Source organism: Streptomyces griseoaurantiacus (genome assembly GCF_036189845.1).
Taxonomy (GTDB): domain Bacteria; phylum Actinomycetota; class Actinomycetes; order Streptomycetales; family Streptomycetaceae; genus Streptomyces; species Streptomyces griseoaurantiacus.
In genome coordinates this window covers 424,099-447,928 of sequence record NZ_CP108326.1, presented here as the reverse complement: position 1 = coordinate 447,928, position 23,830 = coordinate 424,099, and the positions used below count along the sequence as shown (strand labels likewise).

Here is a 23,830-nt window from a genome sequence, read left to right as displayed (position 1 = left end):
ATGAACAACTCCGTTGTGAACACCGGACGCATGGTCTGGGCGGCGCTGCGCATGCTGTTCGTCCTCACCGTGGTGACCGGCATCCTCTACCCCCTCGCCGTCACCGGCATCGGGCAGGCGCTCTTCCACGACAACGCCAACGGCTCGATCGTGAAGGTCGACGGCAAGGAAGTCGGCTCGAAGCTGATCGGCCAGAGTTGGAACATCAAGGGCACCGACCAGCCGGACCCTAAGTGGTTCCAGGGACGACCGTCCAACAGCAACTACGACCCGCTGGCCACCGGCTCCAGCCAACTGGGCGCGAGCGACCCGAAGATGGTGAAGATGGTGAAGGCGGCCAAGGAGCAGGTCGCCGCCTTCAACGGCGTAGACGAGTCCGAGGTCCCCAAGGACGCGGTCACCGGCTCCGCCTCGGCGATCGACCCGGACATCTCCCCGGCCTACGCCGACATCCAGGTCAAGCGGGTGGCCAAGGCCAACGGGCTGACCGTGGCACGGGTGCAGAAGCTGGTCGACGAGCACACCGACGGCCGCACGGCCGGGTTCCTCGGCGAGCCGCATGCCAACGTCCTCGAGCTCAACATCGAGCTCAAGGAACTGGCCAAGAACTGATGGTTTCAGCAGGACAGACAGCCGGGAACTGGCGGGCCGGGCACCCCGGCACCGCTGGCTCCCACAGTCGACCCGAAGGTCGCGACCCCACCTATGACAGGAAGGCCGCACGCCGATGGCCCGGGTGCTGGTGGCGGAGAACGATCCACAGCTCGTACGAGCCCTCGTGATCAACATGCAGGCACGCCAGTACGGCGTGGGCGCGGCGCCCGAAGGCGCCACGGCGCTCCGGCTTGCCGCAGCGAGCCGGCCCGACGTGGTCATGCTCGACCTGGGGGTGCCTGATATGGACGGCGTGGACGTCATCAAGGCCCTGCGCGCCTGGACCCGCGTACCGATCCTGGTCCTGTCCGCCCGCCCGGCGTCAGACGAGAAGGTTCCCGCGCTGGATGCAGGCGCCGACGACTACGCCACCAAGCCGTTCAGCGGGACCACGGTGATCGCCACGACGGACTTCACCGTCGACCTGCTCGCAAAGAAGGCCACCAGGGACGGCCGCGACGTACGCCTCACGCCCACCGAGTGGCACCTGCTGGAGATTTTGGTCTGCAGTCCCGGCCGCCTCATCACGCAGAAGCAGCTGCTCCAGGAGGACTGAGGAGTCTCCCAGAGCAGCAAGACCAACTATCTTCGGGTCAACATGGCCCAGCTGCAGCGCAAGCTCGAAACGGACCCGGCCCACCCCCGGTACCCGATAACCGAGCCCGGCATGGGCCACCGTTTTGAGGCGTGACGCGTCCCCCGCCCCCTGACCGCACACGAGTGAAGAGACGAAGAGATGGCACGCGGCAAGCTCCGGATATACCTCGGCGTCGCACCCGGCGTCGGCAAGACCTACGCGATGCTCTCCGAGGCGCACCGCCGCATCGAGCGGGGCACGGACTGCGTGGTCGCCTTCGTCGAGCACCACCACCGGCCGCGCACCGAGGTGATGCTGCACGGCCTGGAACAGGTCCCGCGCAAGGAACTGGAGTACCGCGGCGCCGTCTTCACGGAGATGGACGTGGACGCGGTGCTGGCACGCCATCCGCAGGTTGCCCTGGTCGACGAGCTGCCCCACACCAACATCCCTGGCTCGCGCAACGCCAAGCGCTGGCAGGACGTCGAAGAGCTGCTCGCCGCCGGCATCGACGCCATAGCGACCGTCAACATCCAGCACCTGGAGTCGCTCGGCGACGTCGTCGAGTCGATAACGGGCGTACGGCAGCAGGAGACGGTGCCGGACGAGGTCGTGCGGCGGGCGGACCAGATCGAGCTGGTCGACATGTCACCGCCGGCCCTGAGACGGCGCATGGCGCACGGCAACATCTACAAGCCCGACAAGGTCGACGCGGCGCTGTCGAACTACTTCCGCCCCGGCAACCTGACCGCCCTGCGGGAGCTGGCGCTGCTATGGGTGGCCGATCGGGTCGACGAGTACCTGACCGAGTACCGCAGCGAACACCGGGTGTCGAAGATCTGGGGCTCGCGTGAGCGGATCGTGGTCGGCTTGACCGGCGGTCCCGAGGGAGGGACGCTGATCCGCCGTGCCGCCCGGCTCGCGGAGAAGGGCGCCGGCGGTGAAGTGATGACCGTCCACATCGCCGGCAGCGACGGGCTGACCTCGGCCTCGCCCCAGGAACTGGCCGTCCAGCGCGCCCTGGTCGAGGACCTGGGCGGCACCTTCCACCACGTCGTCGGCGACGACGTCTCCTCGGCTCTCCTGGAGTTCGCTCGCGGGGTCAACGCCACCCAGATCGTGCTGGGCGTGTCCCGGCGCAAGAGCTGGCAGTACGTCATCGGGCCGGGCGTCGGCGCCACGGTTGCCCGGGACTCGGGGCCTGATCTCGACGTGCACTTGATCACCCACGACGAAGCGGGCAAGGGCCGCGGGCTGCCCGTCGTCGCCAGGGGGGCGCGGCTCGGGCGCTCCCGGATCATGTGGGGCTGGCTGGCCGGCGTGGTCGGCCCGGCGCTGCTGACGCTGCTGCTGACCAACATCGACGCGGGTCTCGGCCTCACCAACGACATGCTGCTGTTCCTGACGCTGACAGTGGCCGCCGCCCTGCTCGGCGGGCTGTTCCCGGCGCTGGCATCGGCCGCGTTCGGGTCGATGCTGCTGAACTGGTATTTCACCCAGCCGGTGCATCGCATCACGATCGCCGACCCGAAGAACATCCTTGCCCTCGGGATCTTCGTGGCGGTGGCGGTCTCGGTCGCGTCGGTGGTGGACTTGGCAGCCAGACGTACCCACCAGGCGGCCCGGCTGCGGGCCGAGTCGGAGATCCTTTCGTTCCTGGCGGGGAGCGTCCTGCGCGGTGAGACCAGCCTCGAGGCACTCCTGGAGCGGGTGCGGGAGACCTTCGCCATGGAATCGGTAGCCCTGCTGGAGCGCGAGAGCGACGTCGACCCCTGGACGTGCGCGGGCCGCGTCGGCCTGAGTCGCGTGGTCAACCGCCCGGAGGACGCGGACGTGGACATGCCGGTCGGCGACCACATGGCGCTCTCCCTGTCCGGACGTGTTCTGCCCGCCGAGGACCGCCGGGTGCTCGCCGCGTTCGCCGCCCAGGCCGTCGTGGTCCTGGACCGCCGGCGCCTGCAGTCCAAGGCCGACCAGGCCAAAGAACTGGCCGAGGGCAACCGCATCCGCACCGCCCTGCTGGCCGCCGCCAGCCACGACCTGCGCACCCCTCTAGCCGGCATCAAGGCATCGGTCACCTCCCTGCGCTCCGACGACGTGGAATGGTCCGAGCAGGACCGGGCCGAACTCCTCAAGGCGATCGAGGAGGGCGCCGATCGCCTCGACCACCTGGTCGGCAACCTCCTCGACATGTCCCGCCTGCAGACCGGCACCGTCAATCCGCTCATCCGCGAGGTGGACCTGGACGAGGTCATCCCCATGGCCCTGGGCGGCATCCCCGACCCCGCAATGACCGTTGCCCTGGACATCCCCGAGACCCTGCCCATGGTGGCCGTCGACAAGGGGCTGCTGGAGCGGGCGGTCGCCAACGTCGTCGAGAACGCCGTGAAGTACAGCGCCGCCGACGAGCCGGTCCTGGTCTTGGCCAGCGCTCACGCCGACCGCGTGGAGGTACGTGTCGTGGACCGCGGCCCCGGCGTCCCCGACGAGGCAAAGGACCGTATCTTCGAACCCTTCCAGCGCTACGGCGACGCCCCGCGAGGCGCCGGAGTCGGTCTCGGTCTCGCGGTCGCCCGCGGCTTTGCCGCGGCCATAGGCGGCACCCTTGACGCCGAGGACACACCAGGTGGCGGCCTCACCATGGTCCTCACCCTGCCTACGGCGCCGAGTCGCCGCGCACCTGAGTCCGGTCTCTCAGCCACGGCGACGTTCTGGGAATGAAGCGCGCCGAGGAAGCATCAACAGGCCGGCCCGTGGCCATACTTGACCCTGCGGGGGATCTCCCGTGGTGACTTGACGCGGGGGATGCGACGTGGGCGGCGCCAACAGGGGCTGGGAAAGGTCGAGGTAAGGCTCCGGCGAGCGACGCGTACGTGCCGAACTCAACGAGTCGACCTCGGCTTCCAACCTCCCGAACCCGCTCGCCAGAAGCCGCCCATCTGTCCCGACAACGTCGCCTTCGATCCGCACGGCAACCCGTGGATCGCCACCGACGGCAACACTCGAACGGCCTGTTCGCCGTCCCTGTCAAGGGGCTCACAACGCGGCCACGTCAAGCAGTCCCTCACCGTACCCAAGGGCGCCGAGACCTGCGGCCCGATCCTCACGGAGGCCCGCGTCCCGGTCGCCGCGCAGCACCCGGGCAAGCTGACCGGCGCGACCGCGGAGAAGCTGGCCTCCACTTGGCGCGACGGGCCGGGCAGCATTCCGCGGCCGTCGGTCGTGACGGTGTGGACGGGCCTGTCGCTGGCCAAAGGGACAAAAGCTAGTCGACGCCGGGTGCGTTCTGACGGGGCCTGCGGCTGCCGGCCGTGGAACAGGTCGTAGTGCCTTCGCCAGTACTGGTGAAGTGACGCTCGTGGGCCGCCTGCTCTCCTCCTGCAGTGCAGGTCAGCTGATCCTGACCGGCCGTGAATTCCTGGATGCTCCTTGCGCACCGGCAGGATGCGGTTGGCTCACACTCGCCACAACAGGTCGGCGCAGGTGGCGGTGAGGGCCCGCCACAGCCGGGAATGCGGGCACGGCGGACCAGCGGAGGATGGCCGGGAGCGTTGAACGCGGCACAGCCGGTGGCGAGGGCGCGGGTGATCCGCCGCGCCGTCTGCACGACGAATGCGATCGAGTCGGTCGACGCGCGCATCCGCCGGGCGGTCGAGGCCGGCGGGCACCATTTCCCATGAGCAGGCCCCTTGACGTGCGTCTACACGGCGATCATGTCCTCGATCCCACCGGCAAGGGCCAGGCCCGCTGGACCATGCGCTGGAGGACCGCGCTGAACGCTTTCGACATCACCTTCGACGGCCCCCTCTCCGCAGCCCGTCAGTACCTCAGCCCAGCCCAGTTACACCGCTCGTTTACCCCCCAGGGCCTGCAGCAGGTGTTCAGGACGGCTGGTGCCTCGGCCTCGCCGCCGATCCTCCGCAGGGCGGCGACGGCGGCAGGCCGTACGTGTACGTCGGGTCATTCGGGCGCGGCCTGCGGGGCTTGGGCCAATTCTGGCCAGTTCGCTGAAAGGCGTATCAGGAAGCCGGGAAAGGCCCGGTACGGAGATCAAGTCGCGCGAGCAGTTGCAGGCCGTCGAAGAACGGACGCTGCACTTCACTACCAGGGGCCTGGCGGCCAGGCGGAACCGCTCGACGCAGAGGACCGGGGGGCTGCCCATCCGGATCTCGGAACCTTTCACGATCCGGAACTGCTCGTAGAGGGCCGAGTAGCCGGCCATGGTGACCTGGTGTTCCCGGCTCCGGCGGTCGTGCACGTCGAGGGCGCGTTCCTTGAGGACGCGACCGGTCTCATGTTCGAGCAGGCCCTGCGGAACCACTACATGGCTCATTACCACGGCCACATGCGTGCAAAGCCTCAGCGGATTTCAGCGACGATCGTCCGCTGTCGGCACTGGGTGCTGTGCCACCAGCATTTCACCCGCGTCGTGGAGCCGGCCCCGAGGGAGCGGCGCAGCATGGCCGCGCACGGCTCTTACCATTTGAACTCCCCGGTGGAAGTCGCCCGCACCCTGTCCGGTCTCGTCGATTTCATCAACCACACGCCCGACGCCAGTTGGTCTTCGTCGACCGGCTGGTCGCCACGCTGATCTGGCTGCGGCACGACCTGCCGCATTCTGTTCTCGGCCGGCTCTGCAACGGCGACCTTCTCACCGCGACCCGGACGATCGGGGAGATACGTGTACTGATCGCCGAGCGGGGGCGTGCGGACCCTGGGGATGCGCTCGCCTCTCCGTCGACGCACGTACGCCATCATTTCGACCACCTTCGAACGGCTGGTGGGCCCGGCCCCACGTCTGTAGCGTCCTCGATGGCTCAAGGCCTGAACGAAAGGAAACACCCGTGAGGAAAAACGTCGTACGCCGCTCTCTGGTCGGCCTGTTGACCGCAGGCGGCCTCATTCTGGCGGTCGCCGGCCCGAGCGCGGCACAAACCTCTGCGCAGCACGCTTCCTCTGTCACAACCCAGGTGAAACAGATACCGGCGTCCCCTGCCGCCGACTGGCAATGGTACGGCGACTACGACTCGCAATGGGAGTGCGAAGCCATCGGTGGCACGGCTGTCATCTGGTGGGGATATTCCCAGTACTCCTGCAACTACTTCGACGGATCCGGCAAGTGGCAACTGTACGTCGCCTGACCAGAGAGCGCTGAATCCCGCTCCGGCAGGATGCCGGGGCGGGACTGCGTTCAAACGGGAATTGGGGGAGTCGCCGCAGTGTCAACGGTAGCGGATGCGCGACGAGGCAGCGGCCGGAGTCAAGCCCTCACGGAGTGGCGCCCGCCCAGTGCCTGACGCGTTGTGACTGCTCAAGCAGACCAGGTCTGTGGTCAGGCCCTGACCCGGAACAGAGTCAGGACTGACCTCGCGCTTTCATGAGGTGAGCTGTCCGCGCTGTACAGCACGTGCTCGCGGCGTTGTACCCGGGGGCAGTCCGCGTCGGCGAGGTGCCCTCCGCGGTCAGTGACACGGCCGCGTGGACGATCGCGGCGCAAGAATTGCCTCGGCCGACAACCGCCTGGTCCGCGAGGTAGGTAGCGACTGTGCCTGTCATGCTGGGGGACGCTTCCTGACCGAATCTGGCGGCTCGGCCCGTATCGTTGGCTGGGGGTTGCCCGGCAGCCAGCAGGCCGGTGCGGCCAGGTGCGCCGCCGGTTGTGCACGCGAATCATGCCGCTTGGAGTAGTGCGGTTCCGGGGCTGTGTGTGGACCGGTGGCTGACCGGACCGGGAGGTGCCGTGGCTTCGGCGTGCCGCGTCAGTCCTGCGGACGGAGGAGACCGCGCTCGTAGGCCTTCCGCAGGTGCTGGGGCACCAGGTAGGAGCTCCCGTCGATGGTGACGGGGACGAGCGCCGAGGTGTTCGCGCGCCAGTGGGCGCGGCGGTGACGGGTGTTGCTGCGGGACATCTTGCGCTTGGGGACAGCCATGTCGGTCCTTTCGTGGGCGGTGGCCGGGGGTGGTGAGATCAGCGGCTGGAGTAAGGGAGCAGGGCCATCTCCCGGGCGTTCTTGACGGCCGTCGCGATCTGTCGCTGCTGCTGCCGGTTGACCCGGGTGACGCGTCGGCTGCGGATCTTGCCGCGGTCGGAGATGAACTTCCGCAGCAGGTCGGTGTCCTTGTAGTCGATGTATGTGATGCCGGCGGCGTCGAGCGGGTTCGGCCGGTTCTTGCGGGCGAGGGCGGGCTTGGCGGGGCGGGGCATGGGATTCCTCGATCGTTAGGTCGGGTGGGTCACGCGGCGGTGTCGAGCAGCTGGTCGAAGCCGGTGGGCCGCGGCCAGGTCTCGGGTCCGGAGGCCAGCTCGTCATCCGTGAGCAGGCAGGAGTCCAGCAGTGAGAGCAACCCCGCGCGGTCCAGGTCGGGAGAGGTGAAGACGAGGTGCTGGCAGCGGTCACCGTGCTCGGGGTGCCAGTCGAGGGCAGCCGCGGTGCGGCGCTCCGCCGGCATCATCTCCCAGGCGGCGTCCGGCAGAGAGGCCATCCACGGGCCGGCGTTCTCCACGCACAGGGCGCCCCCGGCTGCGTCCCAGGCAAGCAGGCTGTCCGGCCGGTCCGCCAGCCAGAACCGCCCCCGGCTGCGGGCCGCTGCACAGCACAGGTCCTCCAGCGCCTCGAAGAGGCGGCCTGCGTGAAAGGGGCGCCGACGCTGCCAGACGAGAGTGCTGACCCCCTCCTCGTCACAGTCGTGCGGCAGGCGGGCGCAGGCGGGGTGCTGGGCGGCGGCGGCCGCGACCACGTCGAAGCCGGCGACCGCGGCCGCCGCCAACCGACCGTCCGTGACCCGCACCTGACGCGCGACCGGGTTCAACTGCCGCAGCAGCGCGAGATCGTCGAGTCCGGTCTCGGCGCTGTCGGACACAACGAGGACCGGGGCGTACTCCAACTGCCGCGCGAAGGCGTCGCCCACAGTGCGCTGGTCCGTGGGAGCCGCGGCGAGCCCGGCCTCCGCCAGGTCGTCGCCGTTGGACAGGCAGGGCAGGACGAGCGCGGGATCCACGGCGGTGAGCACGTTGGTGAGCCGGAAGGCGCCGTCGCCGTGGGAGGCGATGACCTCGGCCATGCCGCGGGGCTCCACGGAGTCCCACAGGTCCACGACCGCGAGGCGGGTGAGGCCGGCGTCGGCCAGCCGCTCGAGTTCGGGTACGAGGTCCTCCCGCAGGGCGCAGCAGGCACAGCCGTTGACCAGGGGAGTCTCGTCCCAGGACGTGGTGCCCGTGGCGTCGCGGATGCTGCGGCGCACCGTGCCGGCCGGGCCGGTGGACAGGTCGTGGTGCAGGGCGATGCTGCCGGGCACCTCGCGCAGCAGCCGTGCGACCGTCTCGCGGCGGGCGTCGGCGTGCATGCCGCCGACGATCACCACGGGCATCGGTCCCTCGGGTGTCATCGTCGGCCTCCGTCCCGTCCGTAGCGGCGCTCGAAGCGCTCGACGCGGCCGGCGGTGTCCACCACACGGGCCGTGCCCGTGTAGAAGGGGTGGCTCGCGGAGGAGATCTCGACGTCGACCACCGGGTAGGTGTGGCCGTCCTCCCACTCGATGGTCTTCTCGCTGGTCATCGTCGAGCGGGTCAGGATGGCGAAGTCGCCGGCCTTGTCGCGGAAGACGACGGGGCGGTAGGCGGGGTGGATTCCGGGTTTCATGGGGTGTCCCTGGTTCGGAGTGCGGGCGGGCGGACCCGGTCGGTCAGCGTTCCTCGCGGAAGTCGACGTGGCGCCGGGCGAGGGGGTCGAACTTCCTGAGGACCAGTCGATCCGGGTTGTTCCGGCGGTTCATGCGGGTCACGTACGTGTAGCCGGTGCCGGCGGTGGAGCGGAGCTTGACGATCGGGCGCAGTTCGTTGCGAGCCATGCGGGTAGCATACGACAATGATTTCCATTACCGGTACGCCGGTGGAGAGAAAGGCCGAACCCGTATGTCCGCCCACTGTCAGCTGACCGGCGCCGAGCCGGTCTTCGGCAAGAAGATCTCCCATTCGCATCGGCGCACCTCGCGCCGGTTCGACCCGAACATCCAGAACAAGCGGTACTGGCTGCCCAGCGAGGGGCGCAACGTGCGTCTGCGCCTGAGCGCCCGAGCCATCAAGACCGTGGACGCGATCGGCATCGAGGCCGCTGTCGCCCGGATCCGAGCCCGTGGGGAGCGTGTCTGATGGCGAAGAAGAGCAAGATCGCGAAGAACGAGCAGCGGAAGCTGATCGTGGCCCGCTACGCGCGGCGGCGCGCCGAACTCAAGGCCGTCCTGGTCTCTCCGAGCACCACGGACGACGAGAAGGCAGCCGCGCGGGCCGAACTCCGCCGGCAGCCCAGGGACGCGAGTGCGACCCGTGTGCGCAACCGTGACAGCGTGGACGGCCGGCCGCGCGGCCACTTGCGTACGTTCGGTCTCTCCCGGGTCAACGTCCGTGTACAGGCCTACGCCGGATACCTGCCGGGGGTGACGAAGTCCTCCTGGTGACGGCCGGGCGGGGAGGGGGCGGCACGGTGTGACGCCCCCTTCCGGCCCTGCCTGTCTGCCGGCCGCGCCCAGGTCGATCGGGGCGAGCGCCGGGACCGGGACAGCGCACCGCACACGCGGGGCGAGCCTGAGAACCTCATGCGGGACAACCATCCGTGGGGCGTCGAGGTACCGGATTCGGCCGGCCGCGACGCGACCGCTGTCGATTCCGTGGAACTCGTGCACGGTGATCCCGCCGTAGCTGCCGTTCGGGGGCACGGAGAGGGGTTCACCCCGGAGAGTGCCGGCGACGGCGCCGCGTACGGCCACCGGCCCGGTGGCGGCGATGGCGTCGTGACTGATCACGCGTGCGTGGGCGAAGGCTTCCTGGCCACCATGTGCGGCTGCATGCCTGCGGCACCCGGCGGCCGGTGCCGGATGCAGGCGGAGGCATGCGGCGGGACGCCGCCGGCAGCGGCCGGGGTGGCCGCGAAGTCGACCGGAGAGGCGCGAGGCGGCACGCAGCGTACGTCCGTTTCACGCACCGGGTGACCACGAGGCCGCCGTACCTCATGTGTGATGAACTGTGGCCCGGTTCCGAGACGTTGATCTCGTCTCCGACATGAGAGTGGGAGGGGCCGTGGGCCTTGGTGGGGGGACGTGGCAGCGGCTGACCGTCGTGGCGTTCGTCATGGCGGTGGCGGCCGGGTGCACGGGGCAGGGCGAAGGCGCGGGCGGCGGAAACGACGAAGACCTGTTGCGGAACCACGACTGGACGCAGATGCCGGGCACCACCGCGCGGAACGGCACCCTTCGGGTCAGCGCGTTGGATCGGCGCATCGTGGAGCAGGACTCCTCCGGCGGCCGGCCCAATCCCCCGCTGAACCTGGCCGGTCCGCATCTCAGGTCCGACGGCGACTTCACCGTCACCGCGCGCATGTCCGGTGTGGGTGACGATGCCGGTGGCTCATGGCTGCGGCTGTACGGACGGGTGCCGGTCATCTACGACGAGTGGCGGCAGGAGCGGCCCTCGCTCCTCGTCGGCGTGACCGCCGGCGGACGAGTGAAGGTCCAGATCTGGGACGGCGAGGGCGATGAGCCGGTCACCACGAAGAAGTTCGACTGCGGCTGCTCCGGGACGGTGACGCTCGCCGTGTCGAGCATCGGTGCCACCTTCCGCGTGGAAGCCGACGGACGGCGGTTGGGCACCGTGCGGGACCCGGGGGTGTTCGCCGAGGGCACTGTCTGGTTCGGCCTGGAGGCGGACGCGGGCGAGGACGAGCGCCGCGAGGGATGGCGGCTGACGCGGCTGACCGCGCGGGCCGAGAGCGGTGACTCGCTCCGCGTGATCAAGGCGCCGCGGCTGCGCCAGGAGCAGTCCGACGACTCGCTGCGTGCGCGGGCCGCGGACGTGGGGCGGCCGTTCGACGTCGGCGCCGCTCTGGCCGAGAACCCGCTGCTCACCGACTCACGCTACCGGGCGCTCGCGGGGAGTCAGTTCTCCATGCTCACTCCGGAGAACGCGTTCAAGCCACAGTTCCTCCACCCACGCCGGGGCGTCTACGACTTCCGCGACGCGGACCTGCTCGTACGCTTCGCCCGCGCGAACGACATGAAGGTGCACGCGCACACCCTCGTCTGGCACGAGGCTCTGCCCGACTGGATGCGGGAGGACGACGACCCCGAGGAGGTGCGCCGGACCATGCTCCGGCACATCGCCGTGGTCGCCGGGCACTTCAAGGGAAAAGTCGCGGAATGGGATGTGGTCAACGAGCCCATGTCCGACGACGAGAAGAGTTACACCAACGGGGACCGCGGTCTGCGCTCCGAGCAGAGCCCGTGGTTCGAGGCCCTGGGCGAGGAGTACATCGACGAGGCGTTCAGAGCCGCCCACCGGGCCGATCCGAAGGCACGGCTGTTCCTCAACGAGTACGGGGTCGAGGAGGAGGGCGAGCGGTGGGACGCCCTCTACGCTCTGGTCGAGCGGCTCAAGGAACGCGGCGTGCCGATCGACGGCGTGGGTTTCCAGAACCATGAGTACGCCCCCGGCGACCGCGTCGACCCGGAGACCTTCCGCAGCCATGTGCGGGATCTGGCGGAGCTCGGGGTTCAGGCGCGGGTGTCGGAGATGGACGTCCCCATAGGTGAGGACGAGGAGGACGGGCGGCAGACCCAGGCCGATGAGATGGCGGGCAAGCTGCGGGTCTGCCTGGAGGAGCCGAACTGCACCTCGTTCTCCACCTGGGGATTCACCGACCGGTACGGTTCCACCGCCGACACCACGATCTATCCTCCGCGCCCGGCCGATTCCCTGCCGTGGGACGCGGCCCTGCGGCCGAAGCCGGCGTACGAGCGCCTGCTCGAGGTCCTTGACGAGGTGTGAGGCATAAAACACGCGGGCCTCAGCCTTCCCTCTCCCAGCCCGCGGGCAGGAAAGCGGTCCACCGATACCGTCGGCATGCGTTCCGACACTTCGAGGTGAGAAGTTCCCCGTCAAGGTCGGTGGCCTCTGATGTCGTGGCGAGCGCGACGACGTGCTGGTGAGCCACCTTGTGGTGTGGGACGGCGACCGTCCACTCGACGACGGCCGAGCGGGCCCGGCCGGCACGGACGTGGTCGTGGCTGCGGCGATCGGAAACACCGGCACCTGGGGCAGGGCTGGGACCGGTCCGCCACCGTCTCCGCCCTGATGACGTGGACCGCGCGCCCCGGGCGGCCGAACTCCTCGCCCGGCGTCACCTTCCCCGCGGTTACGTCCTCTCCGCCCCCGACCGGATCCTCGATCCCCGGCTCCGGCGACGGTTCGCCACACACGCCGGAGCGGTCGTCACCGCGCTCCCCGGCAGTCACCTCTCGCCACTGCCGCATCCCGAGGAAGCGGCCGCGGAGATCAGGGCGGAAGAGGCGCGCAGCGTGCCGGGATCCGGCCGGAAGTCGCGGGGACCCCGCCACACAGCCGGCCGGGCGCGAAGGTCGGGAGCAGGCCGCGGAAGGCGCCGGTGACGAGGCGGGCGCCGTCGTCCTCGGGGGAAGGTCAGCCGCCCGGCGCAGTACCCGACGCCAACGCGATCGTCACCGGATGCGTCGGTGAGCTGAACAGCTGGGCGGTGGGGCCCGACTCGACCACGTGCCCCTCGGACATCACGATCACCGCGTTCGTCCGGTCGGTGACGAGCCGCAGGTCGTGACTGACCAGGACGAGGGACAGGCCACGACGTTCGCGGAGGTCCGTCAGCAGGTCCATGACGGCGACAGCCGTGTCCGCGTCGAGCGCGGAGGTGACCTCGTCGCAGAACAGCACGTCGGGGTCGGCCGCCAACGCACGGGCGATGGAGACGCGTTGGCGCTGTCCTCCGGACAGTTCGTGGGGATGACGGTCGGCCGCCGCGGCGGGCAGGCCGACCTGCTCGAGGAGTTCCAGGACACGGGCGGGGGCCTCGGCGCGGCCGGTCCGGCGGTGCAGGAGGAGAGGACGGCGCAGTGCGGTGCCGACGGTGCGGCTGGGGTTGAGGGTGCCGAGCGGGTCCTGCGGCACGAGTTGGAGGCGGCGGCGTTGCTCGCGGGAGCGGCGGTGCGCGGCGGGGGCGAGGCCGGTGCCGTCGAGGCTGACGCTGCCGCCGCTGGGGCGGTGCAGGCCGACGAGGGTGCGCAGCAGGGTCGTCTTGCCGGAGCCCGAGGCGCCGACGATGCCCAGGCTGCTTCCGGCAGCGAGGGCGATGTCGATGCCGTGGAGCACGGGGACGCGTCGGCCGCGGTGGGTGTGGGCGGCGTGCAGGCCGGACGCCGTGAGGGTGGGCGGGGCGTCGGACGGAGTGCGGGCGGGTCCGCTCCCGGCGCGGGGGACGGGCGGGGCCTTCCTCGGGCGTGGGCCGGTCAGGTGCACGACGTCGTCGGCGAGGCGGGCGACCAGGTCGGTGTCGTGGCAGGAGAGGGCGATGGCGATCCGGTGGTTCTCGGCGAGGTGCCGCAGGAGCTCGGCCATCGCGTCGCGCAGCGCCGGGTCGAGTCCGGCCGTGGGCTCGTCCAGGAGGAGGACGGCCGGTCGGCGTGCCAGGGCCCGGGCGAGGGCGACCCGGCGCTGCTGACCGCCCGACAGCCCGCCGATACGGCGGTCCTGCAGGCCGCCGTCGACGGGCAGTCGCACCTCGGCGAGTTGCGCCCGGACGGCTTCGCGGCTCGGGTTCGCGGAGACTTCGGCGAGCAGGCGGCGCACGCTCATGCGTGGGTTGAGGCCGGAGCCGGGGTCCTGGCCGACGTAGGCGAGGTGGTGCCGGCGCAGGGTGCGCAAGGCGGGGGCGGGCAGGGCGAGAGGGTCCTGGCCGAGGACGGTGACGGTGCCGGTGGTGCGCTCGGTGTCCGGTGGCAGGGCGCCCGTCACGGCTCGCAGCAGGGTGGTCTTTCCGCAACCGGAGGGGCCGACGACGGCGGTGACCCGGCCCGGGGCCAGTTCCAGGTCGGCCCGGTCCAGCAGGAGCCGGCCGCTGCGGGCGGCGACGGTCAGGCCCGAGACCCGGACCGCGTTCTTCCCCGTCGCCGCCTGGCTGTCGGGATACCAGTCGGGCATGTGGTTCACAGTGCGGGCACCGCCTTCCGGCCGGTCACGGGTACCAGGGCGGCTGCCGCCAGGTTGACGCTCATGGCGAGCAGGCCGATGGCGACGCTGGGGGCGAGGACGGCCCAGGGATTGAGCAGGATGCCGGGGGAGTTCTCGCGGATCATCAACGCCCAGTCGGCGGAGGGTGGTTGGGGGCCGATCTGGAGGAACCCGGCGGTGGCCACGAGGTAGACGGCGGCGACGAAGCGCAGCCCGAACAGTGCGAGCAGCGTCGCCCGCAGGTTCGGCAGCACCTCGCGCACGACGAGGTGCGGAAGCCGTTCGCCGCCGACGGCCGCCGCCTCGACGTATCCCGAGGCCGCCACGGGCGCGGCCGCGCCGACGACCAGGCGCACCGCGTACGGCACGCCGAGGACGACCGCGGCCGTGACGACCGCGAGCCGTCCGCCGTCCGGCCAGGACAGGGTGACGAGGAGGATGCCGAGGACGGCGGGCAGCAGCATCAGGACGTCCGCGGCGCGTTCGACGATCCGTCCGACGGCAGGGCGAAGGGCGCTGACCGCGCCGAGCACGGCGGCCGCGGCGGTGACCAGGACGGCGACCAGGAGGGAGGTCACGACGAGCTCGCGCCCCCCGGCCAGCACCCGGCTGAGCACGTCCCGGCCCAGCTGGTCGCCGCCGAAGGGGGCGTCGCCGCCGGGCTCGGCGTAGGGGGCGGTGACGGGGGCGTCGATCGCGTGCGGGACGAGCCGGGGCCCGGCCAGGGCGACGGCGAGGAGCAGCAGGGCCGGGAGGACCCGCAGGGCCGGCCGGCGGCGCCCGGGGAGGCGGGGCGTGGGGGAGAGGGGGTGTGGGGTGGGTGCGGGTACGGTCATGTCCGGCCTCCCGAAGCCCAGGCGCGTACGAGGTCGGCGAGCAGCAGGACGCCGCTGAGGACGGCTCCGGTGACGGCGACGACACCGGCGATGAGCGGACTGTCCCGGTCGGTGACCGCTCCGGCGAGGACCGAGCCGATGCCGGGGTAGTTGAAGATGGTCTCCACGACGACCGCGCCGCCCAGCAGCATGCCCGTGGAGGTGGCGATCCCGGCCGAGATGGTCGGCAGCGCGCCGGGCAGCAGATGGTGGGTGAGGATCCGGTGCCGGGGCAGCCCGTCGAGGACGGCGGTCTCGATGTGCGGCGCCGTGGACTCGTCGGCGAGTGCGGCGCGTACGATCCGGACGTTCCAGCCGATCTGGGGGACGGCCAGCGCGAGCACGGGCAGGACGAGCATCTTCCAGGAGGCGGGCGAGCCGTCGGCGTCGGTGAGGGTGACGGCGGGCAGCCAGTCGGTCCACAGGGCGAAGACCAGGACCAGGGCGACCGCGACGACGAACTCGGGCAGCGCCAGCACACCGGTGGCGCTCGCCGACACGGCCCGGTCGACCTTTCCGCCGGGCCGGGCCGCCGCCCAGCAGCCGAGGGTGACGGAGGCGACCAGGGTCACCAGCAGCGCGAGCCCGCCGAGCAGCAGGGTGTTGGGGAAGGGGCGGGCGAGCAGATCGGCGACCGCCTCGCCGCGCGCCGAGGTGCCGAGATCGCCGGTCGGCAGGCCGGTCGTCCAGTCCCAGAAGCGCTCCGCCACCGGCCGGTCCAGTCCCAGCAGTTGACGCCGTTGGGCGAGGTCGGCCGCGCTCTCCCCGCGTTCGGAGGTGGCGGTGGCCGCGTCGCCCGGCAGCAGCTCCACGGCGGCGAAGACGCACGCGAGCAGGACGGCGAGCAGCAGGGCCCGGCGTGCGAGCACCGCGGCCACGCGCAGGGGGAGACGTACGACGGCGGGGGCCGGCCGGGACCCGTCGACTCCGGCCGGCCCGCGTCGTACGGCCCCGATCAGCGAGCCAGCCATGTCGTCTCGAGCTGGACGCGTCCGTAGCCGGGCAGGGTGGGCAGGTCACGCACCGCGGCGGCGGCCAGGTCGATGCCGTCGGCCATGCCCCACAGCAGGTGGCCGGACTCCTCGTGTTCGATCCGCTGGATCTCGTGCAGCAACGTGGCGCGCTCGGCGGGGTCCTTGGTGGCCATCGCCTTCTCGTACGCGGCGTCGAACCTTTTGTTCCTCCAACCGGCCTCGTTCTGGCCGGAGTCGGAGACCATGGTCTTGCTGGCGAAGAACACCACGGAGTCGTTCGTGCCCCAGTACGTGGTGTACAGGTCGCCCTTGAGCCAGGTCTTCTCCCAGAACGCGGCCGACTCCTGCCTGACCACCTCGACCTTCACCCCGGCCTCGCGGACCTGGGAGGCGAACAGCGTGGCCGCCTCGGCGAGGCCGGCGATGTCCTCGGTGGTCCGCAGTCTGTAGGTCTTCGACAGGTCGAAGCCGGCCTCCTTCAGCAGTGACCTGGCCTTGGGCAGATCCCGCTCGCGTTGCGGGATGTCCTTGGCGTAGGCGGGGTCACCGGTGCCCAGGATGTCGTTGGCGACCGTGCCGTACCCGGACAGCACCTGCTTGACCATGGCCTCGCGGTCCACCGCCAGCCGCAGCGCCTCGCGCACCCTCGGGTCCGCGAACGGCCCGTCGGCGACACGCATGACGATCGGCATCGCCATGTCGTTGGGGCGGCGCACGATCTGGACGTCCTGGCGCTTCTCCGCCGTACGGGCGGCCACCGCGCCGACGTTGGAGGCCACGTCGATCTGGCCGGCGAGCAGGGCGTTGGCCATCGCCTGGGGACTCTCGAAGATCTTGACCTCGATGGCGTCGAGGAGGACGTCACCGCCGTACCAGTTCTTGTTGCGCACCAGCCGGGCGTTTCCGGCGCGGAACCAGTCCAGCTCGAACGGGCCGGTGCCGGGGGCCTTGCCCAGGTCGGAGTCCTTGGTGTCCTTCTTGAGGACGAACGTCGTCAGACGGGTGAGCTGAGGCAGTTCGGCGTTGGCGTAGTCGGAGACCAGGACGACGGTGTCGTCGCCCTCGGACGTGATGTTCTCGGGTTTGATGCCGGGCAGTCGGGAGGCGCCCGAGGGGGTGCCGCGCAGCCGCTTCAACGACCAGACGACGTCCTCGGCGGTGACCGGCGAACCGTCATGGAACGTCGCGCCCTCGGCGAGAGTGAAGCGCCAGGTCCTGAGGTCGTCCGACGCCTTCCAGGAAGTGGCGAGGCGGGGGGCGGTGTTGGGCCTGGTGCCCGGGACGGTGAGCGTGTCGTGCACCAGCGAGATGATCAGGTAGTCGCTCTCGTTGGCCTGGGTGCCGTGCGGGTCGCGGGTGATGGCCGAGGCCCGGCCCAGCGCGCCGACCCGCAGCGTGCCCCCGGGCCGCGGCTTCTCGCCCGCCTTCCTCGGCGCGGTGGACGAGGTCTCGTCACCGCCGCCGCAGGCGGTGAGGAGCGCGGCCGCGCCCAACCCGCCTGAGGCCCACAGCAGTTGGCGTCTGTTCCAGTTCACGTACGACCTCGTTCCCGTGACATGAGAATTACTTAGGTTTGCCTACCCTAAGGAGATCCTCGCGCGCAAGCCGTGCGGCTCATTCCGTGCCTCCGTCGACGCGTCGAACCCGCACGAGGGGGTGCGTGGCGGCGCGGGGGTGCGGCATCGGCGCTCACGGAAGCGAGAGATCGAGTAAGGGTTGCCTAACCTAATCTCCGCTGATACGTTCTCGGCCGCCGAGGCACAGCACGTTCACAGAAACGCGTCTCCGTCGCACCTCACCCCACCCACCCCTGGAACGGACGACTTCGCCATGCCCACGGAAGCCGCACCCTTACGGCAGCTCGACCCGCACACCGTCGACGAGCTGACCCACACAGCCCGGAAGATCCTCACCCACTTCGGCAGTTCGGCCGCCCGGCCCGAACTGCTCCGCCGCGTCGCGGAGTCCGCCACCCGCCTCGGCGAGGCGATCCGCCACCACTGCCGCCCGGTGGACACCGACGACGGCCTGTTCGTCCTGCGTGGCCTGCCCGTCGACGACGACGGCAACGGCCCCACGCCCGCCGGCTGGGCCACCGCGGGCGACAGCGCGGCCGAATGGGACGTGATCCTGCTGCTGCTCGCCACCGCCATGGGCCATCCGATCGCCTGGGAGGGGCAGCAGGAGGGCCGGTTCGTGCACAACATCGTTCCCGCGCCCGGCCACGAGGAGGAGCAGACCGGCGCGAGCAGCACCGTGCTGCTCAGCCCGCACACCGAGGACGCCTTCCACCCCGGCCGCGCCCACCTGCTGCTGCTCGCCTGCATGCGCAACCACGACGCCGTCGCCACCACCGCCGCCAGCGTCCGCAAGGTCCGCCTCGACGCGGACGACGTGGCACTGCTCTCCCGCCCGGTGCTGCCGATCCTCCCCGACGACGCCTACGCCGAGGCGCGGTCGTTCGCGGGAGAGCCGCCGAGGGTCTCCGTCCTGTGGCAGACCGAGTCCGGACCGACCCTGCGCTACGACCCCGCCTACACCCCGCTGGACCGGGCGCCCGCCGACTACCGCGCCGCCTACGACCGGCTGACCGCCGAACTGGAACGCGTCTCGGTCGCCGTCGTGCTGGAGCCCGGTGACGTCCTGGTCGTCGACAACGACCAGGTCGTCCACGGTCGGGTGCCGTTCGAGCCCCGCTACGACGGCACCGATCGCTGGCTCAAGCGAGCCTCTGTGCGTGTGCCCGGCCGCCGCAGCCGCCCGCTGTCCGAGGCGGACGAACACGGATACGGCCAGGCCGCCTTGGTGGCACATCCCTGATCCCCGTCCGCCCCCTCGCACGAAGGGACCAGCCGTGACCGGCACCCCCGCACGCACGGACGACAACCGGCCCGACACCTCCGCGCACGCCACGACCCTTCGCATCCTCGGCACCAGCGACGTCGCGGGCCTCGACATCTCCCTCGCCGAGGTCGTCGACGTGGTCGAGCGGGCGTACCGCACCTTGGCCGACGGCAAGTCGGCCAACCCGCGCAAACTCACCGTGAAGCCCGACGACGGCCACTCCGTCTCGTACGCCATGCTCGGCCGGGACGGCGTCCGCGAGGTCGTCGCGATCAAGACCTCGTACAAGCACGGCCTCGACAGGGGCCGTGACGAGCAGCGCTACTACACCACTCTCACCCTGTACGACGACGTCACCGGCCTGCCGGTCGCGATGATGGACTGCGGCCGCATCGGCTCGCTGCGCACCCCGGCCGTCTCGGCCCTGCTCGCCCGCGAGTCGGCGGCGCCCGGCAGCCGCAGCGCACTGGTCATCGGCACCGGCACCCAGGGCCGGCTGGCCCTGCCGTTCCTCCTCACCACCCTGCCGGACCTCGACCGACTCATGGTCCACGGCACCCACCCCGACGGCCTCGCGGCGGTCCGCGCACAACTGGAGCACTTCTTTCCCGGACGGGAGGTCGAGGTCGTCGACGACGTACGGGCCGCCGCGGCCGACGCCGACGTCGTGGTCGCCGCCGCCGGACAGCACACACCCGCCGCGATCGAGGCGGCCGACCTGAAGACGGGCGCCCTGTCCATCCTGGTCGGCCACGGCATCGCCCCCTCCACCCTGCACGAGGCGGACCGGGTGATCGCCACCAGCGAGGCGCAGATGAGGGTCACCGGCACCGACATGGCCGACGCCGACGGCGACCTCCCGCCCGTGGACGCGGAGTTCCCGGAGATCGTGGCGGGCCGTGCCGTGGGCCGGCGCTCGGCGGACGAGCGGGTCTTCGCCTACAACAGCGGACTCGTCGTCACCGACATCGCCCTCGGTCACCGGTTCGCGCAGCTCGCCGTCGAACAGGGCCTGGGAACGAGGGTGCCGCTGTGGCAGTGACCCACGCCACCGGGGCCGCGGCGGGCGGCTCCGTCGGAGCCCCGCCCCTGCCCGCCCATCCCGATCCGCAGCTCGACGCCATCCTGGACGGCGCGCTTCCGCACGAGCTGTCGTACGCGCTCGGTGGTCCCTTCCACCTGCTGCTGCCCGAGCGCTTCGACGCCAACGCCGCCGCTTTCGAGGGCGTGTTGCACGAGGCAGGTGTCGAGGGCCGCGTGTACTACGCGAAGAAGGCCAACAAGGCCGCCGTATGGATGGACCGCTGCGCGCTGTCCGGGCGGGGCGTGGACGTGGCCGGCGCGGGGGAGCTGCGGGACGCACTCGGGCACGGCGTGCGTGGTGAGCACCTCGTGGTCACCGGGCCCGCCAAGGCCGGCGATCTGCTGCGCGTGGCCGTCCTGCAGGGCTGCCTGATCGCCGTCGACGCCCTCGACGAGCTGGAGAACGTCCTCGCGCAGGCGCGCACCGCCGCCCGGCCGGCGCGCGTGCTGCTGCGGCGGCTGCCGCCGGCCCAGCCGCACAGCCGCTTCGGACTGGACGGCGGGGAGTTGAAGACCGCTCTCGCCCGGTGCGCGCAGGCCCGGGACGCCGTCGTCGTCGAGGGCTTCTCCTTCCACCTGTCCGGCTACGACCCCTCACTGCGCGCCTCGGCGGCGGGCGAACTCGTCGAGCTGTGCCTCAAGGCCCGGGCCATGGGGCACAGGGCGGACCGGATCAGCATCGGCGGCGGCTTCGCCGTCGACTACACCGACGCCGGCCACTGGGAAGCCTTCCTGCGCGAGCAGCGGCCAGAGCACTATCACGCGGGCAGGTCCTTCGACCCGGCGGACTTCTATCCGTACCACTCGCCGGTGGCGGGCGCCGCTGCCCTGCGCGCGGTCCTCGCCGCGGACGGTCTCGCCGGACGACTGCGCGAGGCGGGCGTGCAGCTCCTGTTGGAGCCGGGCCGGGCCCTGCTGGACCGGGCCGGGTGCACGGTGTTCCGCGTACAGGGCGTGAAGGACCGCGACGGCTACGGCATCGTCACCGTGGACGGCAGCAGCCTGAGCCTGTCCGAGCAGTGGTTCGACAGCGAGTACCTGCCGGATCCCGTGCTGCTGCCCCGGCACGAGCCGCACGGCGAGCCCTACGCCGCCTGCGTGGGCGGTGCGACCTGCCTGGAGTCGGACATGGTCAGCTGGCGCAAGGTGCGGTTCCCCACGCGCCCGGCAGCCGGCGATCTCCTGGTCTACCCCAACACCGCCGGATACCAGATGGACTCCAACGAGTCCCCCTTCCACGAACTACCGCTTCCCCCGAAGGTCGTCCTCGACACCGCCGGCGGCACCACCCGCTGGCGGCTCGACCGCCCTCCACTCGCCTGACCCCCTCCCCGACGTAACCGACTTGGAGCCCTCCGATGGACAAGGCGCTCGCGCGTCCGGCCGTGGTCAGACGTGTCTCCGACCTCATAGGTCACACCCCGCTCCTCGAGCTGTGCCATACCGCCACGGGCGGCCGACTGCTGCTCAAACTCGAGCAGTTCAACCCGACCGGCACCGCGAAGATCCGCATGGCCCGGCAGATGGTCCTCGACGCCGAGGAACGCGGACTGCTGCGCCCCGGCGGCCGTATCATCGAGTCGACCTCCGGCAACACCGGTCTCGGGCTGGCCGTGATCGCGGCCGAGCGCGGCTACACCTTCACCGCGGTCGTCGACCATCACGCCGCCGCGGACAAGCTGCGCGGCATGAAGGCGCTCGGCGCCGAACTCGTCCATGTCGCGGAGGAGGGCGACGAGGAGCTGGCCACCGCCGCCCGCGAGGAGTTCGCGGAGAAGCTGGCGGCCGAGAGCGACAACGCCTACTTCACCGAGCAGCACAACAACATGGCGAACGGGGAGGGTTACCGGCCGGTGGCTCACGAGATCGACGCGGCTCTGGACGGCCGTGTCGACATCCTGATCGGCGCCGTGGGGACCGGCGGCGGGCTCTTCGGAACCGGCGGCGAACTGCGCAAGACCGTACCGGGTGTACGGATCGTCGGTGTCGAGCCGAAGGGGTCGATCGCCTTCGGGCCCCCCGCCCACGGCTACTACCAGTCCGGCACCGGCACTCCCGAGGGCGCCACCATCGGCGCCATGGTCGACTACCGCCTGCTGGACGAGGGCGCCAAGGTCGGCGACGTCGAGGCGTTCGCCACCGCACGGGTCCTGGCCCGCCGTCTCGGCCTCCTCGTCGGCGGCTCCGCGGGCGGCGTCGTGTACGAGGCGCTGACCCGGATGTCCTTGCGGCCTCCGGGCACCACCGTGGTCGCGCTGGTCAACGACGGAGGCGAGAAGTACATGGACACCGTCTTCGACGACGACTGGATGAACGCCCGCGACCTGATCGACCCGGCTGTCGAGCGTGAGATCGACGAGCTGCTGACCCGACTCCGCGAGAACTGACGCCGATGCCGACTCCGCTCACCACCCTCCTCCGCGACGGCCGCGCCCTGGCGACCCTGGCCGTCCCGCTCGCCCTGACCCAGCTCGCCCAGGTCGCACTCACCACCACCGACACGGTGGTGATGGGCCTGATGGGCACCGAGGCCCTGGCCGGCGGCGGCCTGGCGCTGGTCGTCTTCAACCAGCTGCGCACCATGGGCGTCGGCATGGTCACGGCCGTCGGCAACCAGGTCTCGGCCGCCTCCGCCCGCGCCGACGAGGACGAGCACCTCACCGACGAGGCCAGGGAAGAGGTGGTGGACATCGTCCGCGCCGCGATGGCGCTGGCCACCCTGTCCGGCATCGTCGGCGCGGTCGTCATCCTGCTGATCGGGCAGGCCGTCGCCTTCCTCGGCCAGGACCCCGAGGTCGTCGAGACGGCCTGGCCGGTGCTGCTGGCACTCGCACCCGGTCTGATCCCCTGCCTGTGGTTCCAGGCGATACGGCAGTTCACGGTCGGCATGCGCCGCCCGCAGGCGCTGCTTCGGATCACCCTCGCTTCCGTCGCCGTGAACGCGGCCCTGAACTGGGGCCTGATCGACGGCGTCTGGATCCTGCCGGAACTGGGTCTGCCCGGCATCGGCGTCTCCACCTCACTCGTGTACGCGCTGACCTGTCTGGCGCTCCATGTCTCGGCCCGCCGTGATCCCCGGCTGGCGCCGCTCCTGGACGTGCGGATGTGGAAGGCCCGCCCGGCCACGCTGCGCAGGCTCACCGGCCTGGGCCTGCCGATCGCCGCGACCTACGGCTCCGAGGCCGGGTTCTTCTCCGTCGTCGCCCTGATCATCGGTACCTTCGGCGGCGCCGCCCTGGCCGCACACACCGCCGTCAACCAGCTCGTCTACATCGTCTTCCAGACAGCCGTCGGTCTGTCCCACGCCGCGTCCCTCAACGTCAGCAGGGAACTCGCCCTGAACCGGATCACGGCGGCCCGGCGCCTCAAGAACACCGCGCTGGCATGCGCGGTCGCAGTGATGGCGGTGGTCGGCGTCGTCTACCTCACCGTCCCCGGGTTGGTGCTGCGCCCCTTCCTCGACCCCTCGGCCCCTGAGGGGAACAACGCGACGGACATCGCCACGAAGCTCCTCGCGGTCGCGGCGGTGCTGCAGTTCTTCGACTGCGCCCAGAACATCGGCGTCGGCCTGCTGCGTGGTCTCGACGACACCAGGAGCGGCTTCCGCATCACCCTCGTCGGGTACTGGCTGATCGGCCTGCCCGCCGCCTGGCTGCTCGGCCACCTTGCCGACCTGGAGACCTTCGGTGTCTGGCTCGGCCTCCTCACCGGCCTCGCCGCGACCGCCGTGCTCCTGCTGCGCCGCTACAACCAGGCACTGTCCGGCCGCGCCGCCGTGAAGCCGGCCGTCGCCTGA

Annotated in this window: 22 protein-coding genes and 1 pseudogene; 14 read left to right on the top strand and 9 right to left on the bottom strand. The window is 71.0% G+C overall.

The genetic code is table 11. The features are described 5' to 3' along the window. From kdpC to OHB09_RS01965, 6 genes and pseudogenes are all read left to right on the top strand, one after another. The gene (kdpC, locus tag OHB09_RS01995) at positions 1 to 612 is read left to right on the top strand and encodes a potassium-transporting ATPase subunit KdpC (RefSeq protein ID WP_234525770.1); all 612 of its coding nucleotides are present in this window, start codon (positions 1 to 3) and stop codon (positions 610 to 612) included. A 115-nt stretch (positions 613 to 727) separates the two neighbouring features. Further along, positions 728 to 1,210, top strand: a complete 483-nt coding sequence (locus tag OHB09_RS01990) for a response regulator transcription factor (protein WP_407077303.1) — start codon at positions 728 to 730, stop codon at positions 1,208 to 1,210. A 180-nt stretch (positions 1,211 to 1,390) separates the two neighbouring features. Continuing rightward, positions 1,391 to 3,952, top strand: a complete 2,562-nt coding sequence (locus tag OHB09_RS01985; RefSeq protein ID WP_328921519.1) for an ATP-binding protein — start codon at positions 1,391 to 1,393, stop codon at positions 3,950 to 3,952. Positions 3,953 to 4,036: 84 nt separating this feature from the next. Next, on the top strand, positions 4,037 to 4,558 hold the full coding sequence (locus OHB09_RS01980; protein WP_328922979.1) for an alkaline phosphatase PhoX: 522 nt from the start codon (positions 4,037 to 4,039) through the stop codon (positions 4,556 to 4,558). Positions 4,559 to 4,818: 260 nt separating this feature from the next. Then, positions 4,819 to 5,054: pseudogene (locus tag OHB09_RS01975) on the top strand (IS256 family transposase); the annotation flags it as partial. Between the two features lie 1,021 nt (positions 5,055 to 6,075). Beyond that, on the top strand, positions 6,076 to 6,372 hold the full coding sequence (locus OHB09_RS01965) for a hypothetical protein (RefSeq protein ID WP_167796488.1): 297 nt from the start codon (positions 6,076 to 6,078) through the stop codon (positions 6,370 to 6,372). A 618-nt stretch (positions 6,373 to 6,990) separates the two neighbouring features. On the opposite strand, the gene rpmF is transcribed toward OHB09_RS01965, so the two are convergent. From rpmF to rpmG, 5 genes are read right to left on the bottom strand one after another with little or no spacing between them, the layout of a single operon-like run. Next, a complete protein-coding gene (gene rpmF / locus OHB09_RS01960; RefSeq protein WP_093599421.1) occupies positions 6,991 to 7,161 on the bottom strand; it encodes a 50S ribosomal protein L32 in 171 nt (56 codons plus the stop codon). 38 nt (positions 7,162 to 7,199) lie between these two features. After that, entirely contained in the window at positions 7,200 to 7,436 is a 237-nt protein-coding gene (gene rpsR, locus OHB09_RS01955; protein WP_006138024.1) for a 30S ribosomal protein S18, read from the bottom strand. 29 nt (positions 7,437 to 7,465) lie between these two features. Continuing rightward, complete coding sequence (locus OHB09_RS01950) at positions 7,466 to 8,617, bottom strand: GTP-binding protein (RefSeq protein ID WP_328921518.1); 1,152 nt, start codon at positions 8,615 to 8,617, stop codon at positions 7,466 to 7,468. Then, positions 8,614 to 8,871, bottom strand: a complete 258-nt coding sequence (locus OHB09_RS01945) for a type B 50S ribosomal protein L31 (RefSeq protein ID WP_006138026.1) — start codon at positions 8,869 to 8,871, stop codon at positions 8,614 to 8,616. The genes OHB09_RS01950 and OHB09_RS01945 overlap by 4 nt, the downstream gene beginning before the upstream one ends. 43 nt (positions 8,872 to 8,914) lie before the next feature. Beyond that, a complete protein-coding gene (gene rpmG, locus OHB09_RS01940; protein WP_328921517.1) occupies positions 8,915 to 9,079 on the bottom strand; it encodes a 50S ribosomal protein L33 in 165 nt (54 codons plus the stop codon). A 64-nt stretch (positions 9,080 to 9,143) separates the two neighbouring features. On the opposite strand from rpmG, the gene rpmB reads away from it, so the two are divergent. From rpmB to OHB09_RS01925, 3 genes are all read left to right on the top strand, one after another. Further along, on the top strand, positions 9,144 to 9,380 hold the full coding sequence (rpmB, locus tag OHB09_RS01935; RefSeq protein WP_019525524.1) for a 50S ribosomal protein L28: 237 nt from the start codon (positions 9,144 to 9,146) through the stop codon (positions 9,378 to 9,380). Beyond that, positions 9,380 to 9,685, top strand: coding sequence for a 30S ribosomal protein S14 (rpsN, locus tag OHB09_RS01930; RefSeq protein WP_319119353.1), 306 nt, complete (start codon positions 9,380 to 9,382; stop codon positions 9,683 to 9,685). The genes rpmB and rpsN overlap by 1 nt, the downstream gene beginning before the upstream one ends. A gap of 619 nt (positions 9,686 to 10,304) precedes the next feature. After that, entirely contained in the window at positions 10,305 to 12,047 is a 1,743-nt protein-coding gene (locus OHB09_RS01925; RefSeq protein WP_328921516.1) for an endo-1,4-beta-xylanase, read from the top strand. Between the two features lie 651 nt (positions 12,048 to 12,698). On the opposite strand, the gene OHB09_RS01920 is transcribed toward OHB09_RS01925, so the two are convergent. From OHB09_RS01920 to OHB09_RS01905, 4 genes are read right to left on the bottom strand one after another with little or no spacing between them, the layout of a single operon-like run. Continuing rightward, positions 12,699 to 14,237: an ABC transporter ATP-binding protein gene (locus tag OHB09_RS01920; RefSeq protein WP_191854136.1), complete on the bottom strand. Its 1,539-nt coding sequence runs from the start codon at positions 14,235 to 14,237 to the stop codon at positions 12,699 to 12,701. Beyond that, positions 14,234 to 15,094 carry an ABC transporter permease gene (locus tag OHB09_RS01915; protein ID WP_006138032.1) on the bottom strand — a complete coding sequence of 287 codons (861 nt, stop codon included), beginning with the start codon at positions 15,092 to 15,094 and terminating at the stop codon, positions 14,234 to 14,236. Before OHB09_RS01915 ends, OHB09_RS01920 begins: the two co-directional genes overlap by 4 nt. Then, positions 15,091 to 16,104: an ABC transporter permease gene (locus tag OHB09_RS01910; RefSeq protein WP_213088536.1), complete on the bottom strand. Its 1,014-nt coding sequence runs from the start codon at positions 16,102 to 16,104 to the stop codon at positions 15,091 to 15,093. Before OHB09_RS01910 ends, OHB09_RS01915 begins: the two co-directional genes overlap by 4 nt. Beyond that, positions 16,089 to 17,642, bottom strand: a complete 1,554-nt coding sequence (locus OHB09_RS01905; protein WP_328921515.1) for an ABC transporter substrate-binding protein — start codon at positions 17,640 to 17,642, stop codon at positions 16,089 to 16,091. The genes OHB09_RS01910 and OHB09_RS01905 overlap by 16 nt, the downstream gene beginning before the upstream one ends. 295 nt (positions 17,643 to 17,937) lie before the next feature. On the opposite strand from OHB09_RS01905, the gene OHB09_RS01900 reads away from it, so the two are divergent. From OHB09_RS01900 to OHB09_RS01880, 5 genes are read left to right on the top strand one after another with little or no spacing between them, the layout of a single operon-like run. Further along, on the top strand, positions 17,938 to 18,927 hold the full coding sequence (locus OHB09_RS01900; RefSeq protein ID WP_040893882.1) for a TauD/TfdA family dioxygenase: 990 nt from the start codon (positions 17,938 to 17,940) through the stop codon (positions 18,925 to 18,927). 34 nt (positions 18,928 to 18,961) lie between these two features. Further along, positions 18,962 to 19,993, top strand: coding sequence for an ornithine cyclodeaminase family protein (locus OHB09_RS01895; protein ID WP_328921514.1), 1,032 nt, complete (start codon positions 18,962 to 18,964; stop codon positions 19,991 to 19,993). After that, complete coding sequence (locus OHB09_RS01890) at positions 19,990 to 21,357, top strand: type III PLP-dependent enzyme domain-containing protein (protein ID WP_328922978.1); 1,368 nt, start codon at positions 19,990 to 19,992, stop codon at positions 21,355 to 21,357. Before OHB09_RS01895 ends, OHB09_RS01890 begins: the two co-directional genes overlap by 4 nt. Before the next feature lie 35 nt (positions 21,358 to 21,392). Continuing rightward, positions 21,393 to 22,421 (top strand): cysteine synthase family protein, encoded by a 1,029-nt coding sequence (locus OHB09_RS01885; protein WP_328921513.1) that lies wholly within the window; start codon positions 21,393 to 21,395, stop codon positions 22,419 to 22,421. A gap of 5 nt (positions 22,422 to 22,426) precedes the next feature. Continuing rightward, positions 22,427 to 23,830 carry an MATE family efflux transporter gene (locus OHB09_RS01880; protein ID WP_328921512.1) on the top strand — a complete coding sequence of 468 codons (1,404 nt, stop codon included), beginning with the start codon at positions 22,427 to 22,429 and terminating at the stop codon, positions 23,828 to 23,830.

Excerpts from the sequence above, each read along its gene's own strand:
- kdpC (WP_234525770.1), top strand. The coding sequence starts at position 1 with ATGAACAACTCCGTTGTGAACACCGGACGCATGGTCTGGGCGGCGCTG.
- OHB09_RS01990 (WP_407077303.1), top strand. The coding sequence starts at position 728 with ATGGCCCGGGTGCTGGTGGCGGAGAACGATCCACAGCTCGTACGAGCC.
- OHB09_RS01985 (WP_328921519.1), top strand. The coding sequence starts at position 1,391 with ATGGCACGCGGCAAGCTCCGGATATACCTCGGCGTCGCACCCGGCGTC.
- OHB09_RS01980 (WP_328922979.1), top strand. The coding sequence starts at position 4,037 with ATGCGACGTGGGCGGCGCCAACAGGGGCTGGGAAAGGTCGAGGTAAGG.
- rpmF (WP_093599421.1), bottom strand. The coding sequence starts at position 7,161 with ATGGCTGTCCCCAAGCGCAAGATGTCCCGCAGCAACACCCGTCACCGC.
- rpsR (WP_006138024.1), bottom strand. The coding sequence starts at position 7,436 with ATGCCCCGCCCCGCCAAGCCCGCCCTCGCCCGCAAGAACCGGCCGAAC.
- OHB09_RS01950 (WP_328921518.1), bottom strand. The coding sequence starts at position 8,617 with ATGACACCCGAGGGACCGATGCCCGTGGTGATCGTCGGCGGCATGCAC.
- OHB09_RS01945 (WP_006138026.1), bottom strand. The coding sequence starts at position 8,871 with ATGAAACCCGGAATCCACCCCGCCTACCGCCCCGTCGTCTTCCGCGAC.
- rpmG (WP_328921517.1), bottom strand. The coding sequence starts at position 9,079 with ATGGCTCGCAACGAACTGCGCCCGATCGTCAAGCTCCGCTCCACCGCC.
- rpmB (WP_019525524.1), top strand. The coding sequence starts at position 9,144 with ATGTCCGCCCACTGTCAGCTGACCGGCGCCGAGCCGGTCTTCGGCAAG.
- rpsN (WP_319119353.1), top strand. The coding sequence starts at position 9,380 with ATGGCGAAGAAGAGCAAGATCGCGAAGAACGAGCAGCGGAAGCTGATC.
- OHB09_RS01915 (WP_006138032.1), bottom strand. The coding sequence starts at position 15,094 with ATGACCGTACCCGCACCCACCCCACACCCCCTCTCCCCCACGCCCCGC.
- OHB09_RS01910 (WP_213088536.1), bottom strand. The coding sequence starts at position 16,104 with ATGGCTGGCTCGCTGATCGGGGCCGTACGACGCGGGCCGGCCGGAGTC.
- OHB09_RS01900 (WP_040893882.1), top strand. The coding sequence starts at position 17,938 with ATGCCCACGGAAGCCGCACCCTTACGGCAGCTCGACCCGCACACCGTC.
- OHB09_RS01885 (WP_328921513.1), top strand. The coding sequence starts at position 21,393 with ATGGACAAGGCGCTCGCGCGTCCGGCCGTGGTCAGACGTGTCTCCGAC.
- OHB09_RS01880 (WP_328921512.1), top strand. The coding sequence starts at position 22,427 with ATGCCGACTCCGCTCACCACCCTCCTCCGCGACGGCCGCGCCCTGGCG.